Raw genomic sequence first — 11,039 nt, forward strand, 5'->3', positions numbered from 1 at the left:
CCGTTCGGCGGCGCTGCCGCCAGACAGTACGCGGCTGTCCGCGCATATCTGGAGAAAAACGGGGAGAGCATCGGGCCGAATGACCTCGTCATTGCCGCGACCGTATTGGCAAACGGCGGGGTTTTAATAACGCACAATACCAAGGAATTCAGCCGCGTGCCGCGTCTGGATATTGAGGATTGGACGATATAGCCTTCGCCCACAGGCAAAAAGCATAGAGGCAAAGCCTTTATGCCAAGCGAGTTTGCGAAGCAAACTCGGTAAGCACGCCGCAGGCGTGCGGCGAACTCGAACGTTCCGCTTCGCGGAACGCGTCCTCCCGCGCCATTTCGAGCAGCTCCGTATCCCGCGCAAGGTCGGCGATGCCGAGCGTCAGGTAGCCCGACTGCTGAATGCCGCTGATTTCGCCCGGCCCGCGCAGGCGCAGGTCTTCCTCCGCAATGCGGAACCCGTCGGCGGTTTCGCGGAGCGCCTTCATGCGCCGCGCGCCGGCTTCGCTCATCGTTGTGCCGTACACCAGAAAGCAGTACGACTGCGCGCTTCCCCGCCCGACGCGCCCCCGAATCTGGTGCAGCGCGGCAAGCCCGAAGCGGTCGGCGTGCTCGACGACCATGCACGTCGCGTTCGGGTTATCGACGCCCACCTCCACCACGCTCGTCGCGACCAGCACCCTGATTGTGCCCGCGCGGAAGTCGCGGAGGATTCGGTGCTGCGCGTCCTCGTCCACTTTGGAGTGAATGAGCGCCGCGGCAAACTGCGGATACTCCGTCTCAGACAGATACCGGTACATATCCTCCGCGTTCTTCAGCGCGGAAGTGCCGCCGTCCGCGTCCTCTATGCGCGGGTATACGAAGTATGCCTGATGACCCGCCTCAAGCTCGCGCCGCACAAAGTCGTACACCTTCTGCTCGTTGCCCATTCGGGCAAGATAGGTTTTGACCGGAAGCCTGCCCTGCGGCAGGGAGCGAATCACGGATATATCCAGATCGCCGAACGCGGTGAGCGCAAGGGTGCGCGGAATCGGCGTGGCGCTCATCATCAGGAGGTGCGGCGCGAACGGCTTCCGCCCCTTCTCGATTATGGCGTTCCGCTGAAGCACGCCGAAGCGGTGCTGCTCGTCTATGACGGCAAGCTGCAGGTCGCGGTATGCGACGCCCCGCGAAAAAAGCGCGTGTGTGCCGATAGCCACGTCGGTAGCGCCGCCGTCGAGCGCCCGCAGCAGACGCGCCCTTCCTTCGGGCGGAACGCTGCCCGTCAGGTACGCGACGCGAATCCCCAGAGGCGACAGCAGCTCCGCCGCGGTTTCCGCGTGCTGGCGGGCAAGGAGTTCCGTCGGCGCGAGAAACGCGCTCTGCCCGCCCCAGTCCGCCACGCGGACACAGGCAAAAAACGCCGCCAGCGTCTTCCCCGCCCCCACGTCGCCCTGCAGCAGCCGCGCCATAGTGTACACTGGCGGGGTTGCCGGCGCTTCATTATTGACACGCCGCACGGATTGTGCTATATTTTGTGAACCGTCATTAAGAGCGGAAAGATCTCCGGCGGACGCGGGTTTGCCCGCGTGCCTGATGGTAGGCTGGTCGACTACCAATGATGATTCAAGAGTCGGTATCAGGCGCAATGCCTGATATCGACTCTTCTTTTTGTCCGTCTGATTAAAGAACGTTATATAGTAAAGCTTGTCGCTTGCTTTCGCGCCAAACCCTATCAGCAACGTGCCGTAGTTCTCGTACCGCTTAAAGAAAATCAGCGCATTCCGCTTTTTGTGCAGCCGCACCTCGTCAGGGCGGGAGATAATCTCTGGTATCTTTGCGTATTCGGTGAGCGCGAGTTCGGGGTGATGATTCAGCGCGTGGTCGATAAAATAGCTCTTGCTCGAATAGATATGCGCGTCGACGATTTCGGTCTCAATAAGCGCGAGGTATTCCGGTGCGATATGCGCAATCGGCTTGAGTTCCTTCCCGAAGAGGGCAAATATCGCCTCGCCGTTCTTGCCTTTCGCCTGCGCGAGGTTTTCCGGCAAAAGCCATTCGTCGATTCGGCTCTGTACGGCAGCAGATTCGGGCGCTTCTCTCCGCTGTATTTCGGTCGACTCTGTCGCGCTTTTTTCCGGCTTGGTTTCCGGTTCATTCAGTTTATTTATTCTGTCGTTCTGCTCGAAAAGACTGTCGGCAAGCAGTTTGGTTTTCCGCTTATCCAGTCTAACGGTTTTGGCAGGCGGCGGCACAGGCGAGAGCGGCTTGGCTTCCGATTCGCCTGCTTTGGTAAGCGGCGGCGAAGGTTCTTTTGTCGTGCCTTGTTTCGCCCCCGCCTCTCCCGTTTCAGCCGCGGCTGCCCGGCTCCGGTAGCCGCGGTCTATGTCGGCGTTGATTTCGGCTATGACCGTCATCTGATCGCGCGTCAGACTGAACGGCAGCCGTTCGAGCAACTGCTTTTGACGCGGCGACAGCGTCCCGGCGAACGCTTCGGCGGCGCCGCTATCCGAACAGGCGAGATCAGCGGCGTCTGCAAAGCGGTTTTCCGGGGACGGGGCACCGTCGGCGAGCGACGGGAGCGCGCCTTTATGCTCCAGCGCGCGGCGCGCAACCCCGCGCTGGAAGCAGAACAACTCTTCGTAAATCAGCGAGGCGCGGGCATGCTCGGCTTCTTCGAGGGTCTTCGGGTTGTGGAGCGCGTGGAGCGCCTGCTGTTTGGGCATAAACCCGCGCTTGGCGAAGCATTCGGGCGGCACGTCGCTGTCTATGCCGCGCCCGTATCCCTGCAACGCCCGCCGCATGATCTTCCGCAACTGTACTTGCGTGAGCCCCGCGGCGAGCGGGTAGACGGGCAACACGGCGGAACCGGGGACATCTCCCGCCGCAAAGTCGGCGAGGCTTCCGTCTCGGCTCACGAGTTCCGCCTCGAACGAGGCGCTTTGGAGCGCGCCGTAGCGCTCTGAAAACGCGCCCGTTACGCTGATAATCGAGCCGACGGGCAGCGTCTTCTCCAAGAACGGGCGGTTGAACGCGGCAAGCTCCGCGTCGGTGCTGCCGTCCGTAATCATGATTTTGAGGGTGCGCGTCCTGCCGAAGCCGAACCAGCGGTGGGCAAAGACCTGCGCGACGGTGTGCACTTTGGGGTGCTGCGCGAACTGCGCGAGCGGAATGCGGCGGGTGCGGTCGTCAAAAGCGCGGGGATAGTGCGCGAACAGTTCGCCGACGGTGTACAGGGACAGAGACGCGAGCGCGGCGGAAAGGGCGGGTCCGACCCCGGCGATCGAAGATACCGGCGTCCTGATTTCTTCCAGTTTCACGCTGACCCTTCGCGCGGGCGGCTTAGAAAGGCAGTTGGCTCAGCAGCGCCGCTATGCCCCGCATGACCCAGCCGAGGCTGTAATTCAGCAGGATAAGGACTCCGAGCGCAATGCCGAGTCCGGCGCGGCGCGAAAGACTGCGGCGGGGGGACACCGCCCGGAGTATCGCCGACACGGGCGTCCATAAGAGCCTGTCGAGCGTCGCCCAGAGCTGAAACGTGCTGTTCGGCGCGACAAGGTCGGCGACGAGGCGGACGGCGAGCATGAGGATAAGGAAAGACAGTATTGACGAGACGACCGACCAGCACATTCTGAGCGCGAGCGCAAGGATTGTTCCGACGGAGAGCGCGCCGGTAGCGGCAATGCTGCCGCAGACCGACGAGAGCGCGCTCAGCGCGGCGAGCGCGACGAGCGGCGAAAAGTCGAGGTAGCCTACCCGAAGGAAGGGGATTCCGCGAAAAAGGTCGAGGTAGGGGTCGCAGGCTTGCGAAAGAACGCGGGCGAGGGGCGAATAGCTGACGCTTCCGCCAAACCACGTGAGCATGATTCGCACAAAGCAGAGGAGCGAGTAGACGGTGAGCGCGACTGAAAAGGCGTTGAATAGCATTCTCATATTTCTTGGAATGATAGCGGCAACGCGCAAAAGTATCAAGGCGTTCGGCTTTGCCGAACGCCCGCGTAAGCGGGTGTCGGTCTCAAGCGCTGGCGGGCGAGAGGCGGGCATAACAAAAGAGCAGGACGTGCGCCCTGCTCTTTTGTTCCCCGGCACGGGGTTCGCCTTCTTTTTAAGCGGCAAAGCGGCGTATGCTGACCCTGCCGCTTATTTCCGCGCGCTTATCTTACCGGCGTTTCCGTTTCCGCCGCAGCCGGAACCTCTATCAAAACGAACTTGCGCAGCGATTCGTTTTGCGCGTTTTTCGGAAGATACTCGTTGGTGTTATGAAACACAAAGTCTGGAGGCATATAGTTTTCGTCGGTGAGCGAATCATACTTTACTACCGATGACGTTCCGTAATACGAAGGCTTAAGCGTTATTTCCTTGCCGCTTACCGTCCCTGTTTTTGTTTCCGCTTTGAGCCCGGTCAGGATTTTTTCCGAATAGTTCCAGTAAAACTTGCCGTCTTCAAAGTATCCTTCAACAGATACCGAGCCGAGATACAGTTCGTCTTTTCCCGCGACGTCGACAGGCTCTTCGCTTGTTTTAGGTAGTGTGGACTGGAAGGTAGAGGAATAAACACCTGACATGAATGGCGGCGATGAAGGAAGCGGTGAGCTTTGCGTAGCGCGTAGCAATTCCCCGCCAGCGCTTGAGGGCACGGAAGACATTTTCAATGACGTGCCGTGCCCGATACAGCTCATGATTGTACGCTCTCTGCTCTTTCCGGCTTTTAACCGGAGGGATGACTGCTGTTATATCCGCTTCCTTAAGCATATCGAGCAGCTCGTTCGTGTCATACGCCTTGTCCGCAAGGAACGCTTCCGCTTCCAAATCCTCCATAAGGAGAGGCGCTTGGCTGCAGTCCGCGACAGTACCGCTTGTCACAATGCCGCTTGCCGGTATCCCGTACTCGTCAACCGCCAAATGTAATTTGCTGTTCAGCCCCCTTTTGTGCGGCTAATGTCCTGAGTGCCGCCGCGTGCCCCGCATGCGTCCGCGTGCGCCTTGATATACGTCGAATCTATCATAAAGATATCTCCGGCAGGCTCGCCTATTGCGGCGTCCGCCAGCATTTTCCATATTCCCTTGTCCCGCCAGCGGCAAAACCGCTTGTGTATGCTGTTCCAGTTCCCGAATTCCGGCGGTATATCCCTCCACGGAGCGCCCGTGCGCGTCTGCCACGCTACCGCGTTAATAAACAAGCGGTTATCTTTCGCCACTCCCCCGCGTTTTCCTGCCTGTCCGGGCAGCAGTTCTTTTATCCGTTCCCACGCCTCGTCGCTTATATCGTGCCGGTGAATGCCTTCATTTTCTTTCATGCTTCCCATTTTACCTCTTTTCCCTTATCCAGTCCACACTGCCTAGGCTTGCGCCAAAGAGAGCGAGGAGCAAAAAATGGCGAAAAATACATTCGGCACCGCGTTCCGGCTGACAACCTTCGGCGAAAGCCACGGGGCAGCCGTCGGCTACGGGAACGGCGTGGACTGCAGCTAAGCGCCTCTTCTTTGAGAAAAGCAGTGTTGAGTCGCAGTGCGCCGAAAAATCAGCTATTTTATGCCGCTGTGTTAAAACGGCACACTGTCATGTAGTGTACCGATATTCTTGAGCAAATAAGCGTGGATTTGTTCTGCCCTATCTTTTGGTAAAGCAATCTTCTGGTATTTCTAGTATAGTTGCATCTTGCTATTTGACGTTGAATTATCCCTCATTATGCTAAATAGCGAGCGCAGAGCAGCGTTTCCTCCTTGTTTTTTCATGGTTGGCACGAAATTTGCATTATATTAGATAATGTATATCCGGCACGAATCGAATATCCCTGTCAAACCGCCGGCAAGCAAGGAGTCTTATAGTGACCACAGCACGAACCGCTTTTGCGGGAAAAATTGATAGTATTTTGGCACTGTATATACGCGATATAAATAAAATACCTCTTTTATCGCGGGAAGAAGAAACGACGCTTGCCCAAGCCGCCGCAAAAGGCGACAAAAAGGCAAAAGATAAAATCGTGAAGGCAAATCTGCGGTTTGTGGTAAATGTCGCAAAAAAATATCAGAATCACAACGTTGACTTGGTTGACCTTATCAGCGAGGGGAATATCGGACTTCTGACCGCAATTGAACGCTTTGATATTACAAAAGGGTACCATTTTATTTCGTATGCGGTGTGGTGGATACGGCAGGCAATTTTGAAGGCGATTTGCGAAAAATCGCGGACTATCCGCTTGCCGTCGAACCGTGCAAATGAACTTGTCCGCATTGAACGCGCGCGCAAAATGATTTTAAGCAATAAATCCGAAGAAGAAGAGGTTGCAGAAGTTGCGCAGCTCCTCAATATGGACGCGGCGCGCGTCCGCGAAATCACCGCTATTGCGCGCGATATGGTGTCGCTTGACGCGTCAGTCTGCTCAAACAGCGGCGGAGAGGGTACGGCTATCGGGGAATTTATTGAAGATAAACGCTACGAAACGCCGGAGAACAGCGCGGTGTATTTGTCTATGACAGCGGATATCGACGGCGTGCTTTCGACGCTCAGCAAAAAAGAAGCGGGCGTGCTCCGGTGCCGATATGGGCTGAATGGTAAAAAAGCTATGTCTCTCAGAGAAATCGGCGACAAATTTCATTTGACGAAAGAGCGCATCCGGCAGATCGAAAAGGAAGCGATTTGCCGCTTGCGGCAGCCGCAGCATCTGTCCCGTCTCGAAGCCTATGTCGCATAAACCGCATTAGCCCTAAATGCTCTGCGGCTAGTTTCTAATCCTTCGCTTTCAGCACCGCGAGGAACGCCGACTGCGGCAGTTCCACATTCCCGACCATCTTCATGCGCTTCTTGCCTTCTTTCTGTTTTTCGAGCAGTTTCCGCTTCCTCGTAATGTCGCCGCCGTAGCATTTGGCGAGTACATCCTTCCGCAGGGGGTTCACCGTTTCGCGGGCGATAATCTGGCTTCCGATAGCTCCTTGTATCGCTATTTTGAACTGCTGCCGCGTGATTTCGCCTTTGAGCCGTTCGCACACTTGGCGGGCTTTTTCCTGCGCGTTTCCCTTGAACGTGAGCTGCGAAAGCGCGTCTACACTTTTGCCGTTGATAAGGATGTCGACTTTTGCCAAATCGGTGTCCCGGCTGCCGGTTACTTCATAGTCGAACGAGGCATAGCCGCGGCTGTAGCTTTTCAGCCGGTCGTAAAAATCGAACAGCACTTCGGCAAGCGGCATTTCGTATGTCAGCTCGACGCGCTTTTCGTCGAGGTACTGCATGTTCGTCTGCTCGCCGCGTTTTTCGGTGCAGAGCGCGATAATCGAGCCAAGATAGGCTGTCGGCGTGATGATTGACGCGCGGATATACGGCTCGCGGACGGAGACAATGCGGCTTTGGTCGGGGTAGTCGGCGGGATTGTCTACGGGCACCGTCTCGCCGCCAGTCAGCGTTACGTCATAGCGAACGGACGGCGCGGTAAAAATCACCGCTTGCCCGAAGTCGCGCTCGAGGCGCTCCTCCACGACCTCTAGGTGCAGCAGCCCTAGAAAGCCGCAGCGGAAGCCGTGCCCCAGCGCGACGGACGAGTCTTTTTCGTACACGAGGCTTGCGTCGTTGAGCGAAAGCTTCTCTATGCTGTCCTTGAGTTCTTCGTAGTCGTTCGAGTCTATGGGGTAAATCGACGAGAACACGACGGGCTTTACTTCCTTGAAACCGGGGAGCGGCGCGGACGCGGGGCTCCCGCTGAGCGTTACGGTGTCGCCGACGCGCACGTCCGATACGGTCTTGATTCCGGCGATTATGTATCCCACGTCGCCGGCGCTCAGGATTCCGGTATCGTCCAGCTTGACGCGGAACACGCCGGCGTTTTCCACCTTGTAGTCCGCGCCGTTGTGCATGAAGCGCACGCCGTCGCCGGTTTTGAATGTGCCGCCGAACACGCGCAGGTGCACCACGACGCCGCGGTAGGGGTCATAATGGCAGTCAAAGATGAGCGCGCGCGCTTCGGCTTCGGCGGTCGGCGCGGGGAAGCGCGCCACTATTGCCTCGAGCAGTTCGTCGATTCCCTGCCCGGTTTTCGCCGAAACCAGCACGGCGTCGCCAGGGTCAAGCCCCAAGTCATGCTCAAGCTGCCGCTTCACGGCGGGGACGTCGGCGCTCGGCAGGTCGATTTTGTTGACGACGGGCAGAATCGTCAGGTCGTGCTCCAGCGCGAGGTACATATTCGACAGCGTCTGCGACTCCACGCCCTGCGCCGCGTCGATAAGGAGAAGCGCGCCTTCCGACGAGGCGATAGCGCGGGATACTTCATAGGAGAAATCGACGTGTCCGGGCGTGTCGACAAAGTTAAGCTCATACGCCGTGCCGTCCCGCGCGGCATACGGAATGGTTACCGCCTGACTCTTTATCGTGATTCCGCGCTCGCGCTCAATATCCATATTGTCGAGGATTTGGTTCTGGAAGTCGCGGCGGTCGACTATGCAGGCTTTTTCGATAAAGCGGTCGGCGAGCGTGGACTTGCCGTGGTCGATATGCGCGATAATGCAGAAGTTGCGCTTGCGGGAAATGTCTGTCATTGCCCGCATTGTAGGGGAAACGCGGCGTATAGGCAAGCGGCGTTCGGCGGTAACCGAACGTTCGAGTTCCTTCAAGGAACTCGACATAAAGGCAGCGCAGCGCGGGTAACGCCCGAGTTCCTTGCGGGGAACTCGGCAGATAAAGAAGGCATGGAGCAGGCGCTCGTATTTTCCCCGCAGGTTTTGCGAGCAGCGCCCGCCGTCCGCATTCCTAGAAATAGACGCCCCGTTCTTAGAGACGGGGTTTCGGTTCCTAGAAACAGATAGCTTATTCCTAGAAACAAAAACTTCGTTTCTAGGAACGAAAGCATGGTTCCTAGAAACACGGGACTCGTCTCTAGGAACGGGTTGCCGGTTCTTAGGCGCGCGAGACTCGTCTCTAGAGTCGGGGCGTTGATTTCTGGAAACGGGGATACGGGGGCATAGGTTTCGCCGACTGCGCGGGAAGAGTCTGCGCGGGCGCGCCAAAAGCCTTTCCGCCCGCCGTATATCGCTTGCCGTCCGCTTCTCTGGCTGGACAAACCGCCTCCGCATATGCTATAAACACTGCGCGGTTTGTGGACCGCGTATCGTAAACCCCAAGGAGGCGCGTCGTGGACGACGGCGACAGTCATAGTTTTAGCTGTTGTGTGTGTACAGACACAGAAGCCCCCGCGCGGAACCGCAAGCAGCCCTGACAGCCTGTTCGGTGTCCGTAAAGCGGCGGAACGGCGAACTCTCTCGCCGCCCTATCCCAGACCGTGTATAAAAGGACACCCCGATGATAACATTCTGGCAGCAGGAAAACGACAAACTGCGGCGCTGCGAAAGCCCTGAGCGCGATTCCGAACGCCGCGCGTGGCTCGATGCGCGGCAGGTAAGCCGCGAAGATATCCGCGTATTAAAAGACGAATACGGCGTGCTTGAAGAGCACATTCTCGATATTCTCGACACGGACGAGCTTTCGCGCGTCGAAAAAGAAGACGGCTACACGCTGATTATCCTCCGCCTCCCGCTTTTTCAGCCGTCGGAAGACGTCAGCTACGTTACCGTCCCGCTGGGAATCATCCTGTCGGGCAACTGCCTCGTTACCATTTGCGGGACGGACTGCGAAGTGCTGCACGACCTGAGCGAGAACCGCGCAAAACGGCTCTCGCTCAGCGATTTTCCGGCATTCATCATCCACGTGCTCAGTCACGCGGACAACACGTTTCTGCGTTACCTCAAGGAGATAAACCGCCGCTCGACGCTGATACAGAACGAACTGCAGCGCTCCGTCCAGAATGACGAATTGATTAAACTGCTGAATCTGGAGAAATCCCTCGTTTTCTTCACCACGTCGCTCAAGAGCAACCAGCTTCTGCTGGAAAAATTGTACAAAACCCGTTTCCTGCATTTCGACGAAGACGACCGCGACTGGCTCGCGGACGTCGAAATCGACAACCGGCAGGCTATCGAAATGGCGGACACCTACAGCGACATTCTGTCCGGCATGATGGACGCTTTCGCGTCGGTGATTTCCAACAACCTGAATATCATCATGAAGAAGCTGACCATTATCTCGCTGATACTCATGGTTCCGACACTCATAGTGAGCTTCTTCGGCATGAATATCCCGCTGCCGCTGCCTAATTTCGGCTATGTGGGCATATCGGTGGTTTTGGCGCTGTGCATAGGCGCGTCGCTTGCGGCGCATTTCATGCTGAACCGCACCGACGAGCACCCGAAGAAACGCCGCGTCAAACGGGAAGGGCGCAAAAAAACACGGAAGCCGGAAACAAGCGCGCGCTAGTTTCGCCGAAAAGCGGACGTTGACAGCGTTTTTTGCCGTCTGTATGATATTCCTATGCCAAACAAGCGTTTATTTGGGATCCGCGGCGCGGTGTGCGCAGAAAACACGCCGGAAAGCGTCGTGCGCGCGGTAGACACCTTGTGCAGCCGACTTTTCACGCAGAACGCGCTTCAGGCTGACGATATCGTCTCCATTCATTTCACCGTTACCTCCGATATTACCGCGCTGAATCCTGCCACCGCGCTCCGGCAGTCGTCGGTCGCCGGAACCGCACGCCAGACCGCGCTTTTTTGCAGCGCAGAGCCGAGCATCGACGGGGCGCTTCCGCGCGTCATCCGCGTATTGCTCATCGCGTACCTGCCGGAAACCGCCCGACCGAGGCACGCCTATATCGGCGGGGCGGCGAGCCTGCGCCCCGATATTGCCGGACACGACGGGGCATGAGCAGCGCGTTGCCGGAGCTGTTCTGGTTCGTAAGCCGCGAATACGGCGGCATTGCGGAAGCGGGCGGCGTCAAAAGCGTGGTGCGCGCGCTCTGCGAAGAACTCGCCAAGCGCGGCTGCCGCGTAACGGCGCTCGTGCCGCTCTACGCGTTTGCCGACCGCTCCGCCGTGGAAAACTACCGCGCGCCCGCCGAAACCTATCCGGTGCAGGTGGGCGACAAAACATATCCCGTATCGTTCGCGTCGGGCGCCTTCCACGGAGTCGAAATCGTGTTTGTCGCGCACGAACTGTTCCGCTCGCGCCGCGCCGTATACACCTACACCGCCGAAG

General features: G+C 57.9%; 9 protein-coding genes and 2 pseudogenes. 5 read left to right on the forward strand and 6 right to left on the reverse strand.

Going from position 1 to position 11,039, the window contains the following annotated elements; genetic code table 11:
• A partial coding sequence (locus tag AWU74_RS11415; protein ID WP_368853454.1) for a PIN domain-containing protein occupies positions 1-192 on the forward strand: 192 nt, incomplete at its 5' end.
• A 37-nt stretch (positions 193-229) separates the two neighbouring features.
• Here AWU74_RS11415 and AWU74_RS12575 read toward each other — a convergent pair.
• From AWU74_RS12575 to AWU74_RS09945, 5 genes and pseudogenes are all read right to left on the reverse strand, one after another.
• A pseudogene (locus AWU74_RS12575) lies at positions 230-1,441 on the reverse strand (ATP-dependent DNA helicase RecG); the annotation flags it as partial.
• A gap of 201 nt (positions 1,442-1,642) precedes the next feature.
• Positions 1,643-3,289: pseudogene (locus AWU74_RS12580) on the reverse strand (PBECR3 domain-containing polyvalent protein); the annotation flags it as partial.
• A gap of 22 nt (positions 3,290-3,311) precedes the next feature.
• Complete coding sequence (locus AWU74_RS02025) at positions 3,312-3,902, reverse strand: YggT family protein (RefSeq protein WP_187150793.1); 591 nt, start codon at positions 3,900-3,902, stop codon at positions 3,312-3,314.
• A 221-nt stretch (positions 3,903-4,123) separates the two neighbouring features.
• Positions 4,124-4,534 (reverse strand): hypothetical protein, encoded by a 411-nt coding sequence (locus tag AWU74_RS02030; RefSeq protein ID WP_062327064.1) that lies wholly within the window; start codon positions 4,532-4,534, stop codon positions 4,124-4,126.
• A protein-coding gene (locus AWU74_RS09945) for an IS5 family transposase (protein ID WP_162504673.1) occupies positions 4,491-5,266 on the reverse strand; the annotation gives its coding sequence in 2 pieces (ribosomal slippage) (positions 4,491-4,888 and positions 4,888-5,266; 777 coding nt in all). Before AWU74_RS09945 ends, AWU74_RS02030 begins: the two co-directional genes overlap by 44 nt.
• 530 nt (positions 5,267-5,796) lie before the next feature.
• Here AWU74_RS09945 and AWU74_RS02045 point away from each other — a divergent pair.
• Positions 5,797-6,663 carry a sigma-70 family RNA polymerase sigma factor gene (locus AWU74_RS02045; RefSeq protein ID WP_062327068.1) on the forward strand — a complete coding sequence of 289 codons (867 nt, stop codon included), beginning with the start codon at positions 5,797-5,799 and terminating at the stop codon, positions 6,661-6,663.
• Positions 6,664-6,697: 34 nt separating this feature from the next.
• Here the strand turns inward: AWU74_RS02045 and lepA are convergent, their stop codons facing one another.
• Complete coding sequence (gene lepA, locus AWU74_RS02050) at positions 6,698-8,494, reverse strand: translation elongation factor 4 (protein WP_062327070.1); 1,797 nt, start codon at positions 8,492-8,494, stop codon at positions 6,698-6,700.
• Between the two features lie 760 nt (positions 8,495-9,254).
• Here lepA and AWU74_RS02055 point away from each other — a divergent pair.
• The 3 genes from AWU74_RS02055 to AWU74_RS02065 form a co-directional block, all read left to right on the forward strand.
• The gene (locus AWU74_RS02055; RefSeq protein WP_062327072.1) at positions 9,255-10,265 is read left to right on the forward strand and encodes a magnesium transporter CorA family protein; all 1,011 of its coding nucleotides are present in this window, start codon (positions 9,255-9,257) and stop codon (positions 10,263-10,265) included.
• A 54-nt stretch (positions 10,266-10,319) separates the two neighbouring features.
• Complete coding sequence (locus tag AWU74_RS02060) at positions 10,320-10,709, forward strand: chorismate mutase (RefSeq protein ID WP_062327074.1); 390 nt, start codon at positions 10,320-10,322, stop codon at positions 10,707-10,709.
• On the forward strand, positions 10,706-11,039 hold a 334-nt coding region (locus AWU74_RS02065; RefSeq protein ID WP_187150794.1), incomplete at its 3' end, for a glycogen/starch synthase. The genes AWU74_RS02060 and AWU74_RS02065, both read left to right, overlap by 4 nt.

This window comes from Treponema endosymbiont of Eucomonympha sp. (genome assembly GCF_001028545.1).

What these genes read in the sequence shown, in the direction of transcription:
- AWU74_RS02025 (WP_187150793.1), bottom strand. Translation starts at nt 3,902, where the DNA reads ATGAGAATGCTATTCAACGCCTTTTCAGTCGCGCTCACCGTCTACTCG.
- AWU74_RS02030 (WP_062327064.1), bottom strand. Translation starts at nt 4,534, where the DNA reads ATGTCAGGTGTTTATTCCTCTACCTTCCAGTCCACACTACCTAAAACA.
- lepA (WP_062327070.1), bottom strand. Translation starts at nt 8,494, where the DNA reads ATGACAGACATTTCCCGCAAGCGCAACTTCTGCATTATCGCGCATATC.
- AWU74_RS02055 (WP_062327072.1), top strand. Translation starts at nt 9,255, where the DNA reads ATGATAACATTCTGGCAGCAGGAAAACGACAAACTGCGGCGCTGCGAA.
- AWU74_RS02060 (WP_062327074.1), top strand. Translation starts at nt 10,320, where the DNA reads ATGCCAAACAAGCGTTTATTTGGGATCCGCGGCGCGGTGTGCGCAGAA.